Annotated in this window: 1 protein-coding gene; it reads right to left on the reverse strand. The window is 59.2% G+C overall.

Annotated elements, in window-relative coordinates:
- Window positions 1-259: 259 nt before the first annotated feature.
- A partial coding sequence (locus tag AC1D0Z_RS22220; RefSeq protein WP_477660313.1) for a histidine kinase dimerization/phospho-acceptor domain-containing protein occupies window positions 260-1,191 on the reverse strand: 932 nt, incomplete at its 5' end.

Raw genomic sequence — 1,191 nt, forward strand, 5'->3', positions numbered from 1 at the left:
CGGCTTTAGCGCGTGCCTCGTTCAGCTGAGAAGAATTTCCAATTATTTTTTCAGCTTTCCCGGATGGCGATAAATGGCAGGGCATCTTCCAGAATAGATAAAGCGCGTGCGTGATACTGGTCCACAGTAGGCTCCTGAGTTATCGGCAGCATGAGCCAGTAGCCGCTGCGGGCACTTGACCTGCGTCAACCGAGGCGGGCTTTCAGGGGCCACACCGCACACCCCTCGGGTCACCCTCAGCACAATTCAACAGTCGCTCTCACTCTGCTTTTACAGAGATTGCCGGGAATTGCAGGCGATAGCACCTGGTAAAGCCTGGCGGCGGTGGTACCAACCCAGATCGCGCGCCATGAATGGCCGCAATCTTTTCGACCACACGCAAACCGGTGCCCAGACCCAATGAACGCGAATTGCTCGCGTTAAGTCTGACCGCAAGGACTTGAATGTCTTTTTTGGCCGAATCACACACCTGGAGCCAACGGGCCACAGGGTCCAGTTGCACTTCCACGCGGGTTCCCGGTGGCGTATGGCTCAAGGCGTTTTCAACGAGATTGCGAAGCACCAGCCTTAGGAGCACCGCGTGCCCCTCAATGCTGAAGAAGCCCGGGCTCACCAGGGATAGATCATGTCGGGTTTCCATGGCAGCCTGGCCGAACTCGGCTACCTCGCTCAGCGCTATTTCATCCAGGTTCAACGCTTGCCGTGCTTCAAGCAAGTCGGTCTGGCTTGCGCGCGCCAGCGCCAAGAGGTTCGCCAGCACCTGGCCTGCCCGCAAAGCGTCCTGCTCAAGCTGCAACAAAAGCGCTTCGCGTTCATCGCCGAAGGCCGCTCGCCTCAAGGCGTGCGCCTGCAGGGTCAGCGAGGCCAGAGGCGTGCGCAGTTCATGCGCCAGTTCACTGGCCAGTTCCCGCTCTCTTTCAACGGCTGATTGGTAGCGACCCGCCAGCGTATTGATCGAATCCACCACAGCCCGGAACTCACGCTGCGAGTAGGGCCCTTGAAGCGGGGCGGCCTTGTGAATGTCCAGGGCGTCCACATCGCGCGACAAGGCGTACAGGGGTCTTAAACCCCGGTGGATTGCAAAGCCCAGAGCCAGCGCAACTAMGGGCAGCAGCCAAAAACCGGGGCCGGCAACTTGCCCGGCAATGTCTTTTGCCAGGTCATCACGCTCTGCTGAATCAAGCAGCACTG

The sequence above is a fragment of the Polaromonas sp. P1_E3 genome (assembly GCF_056405935.1).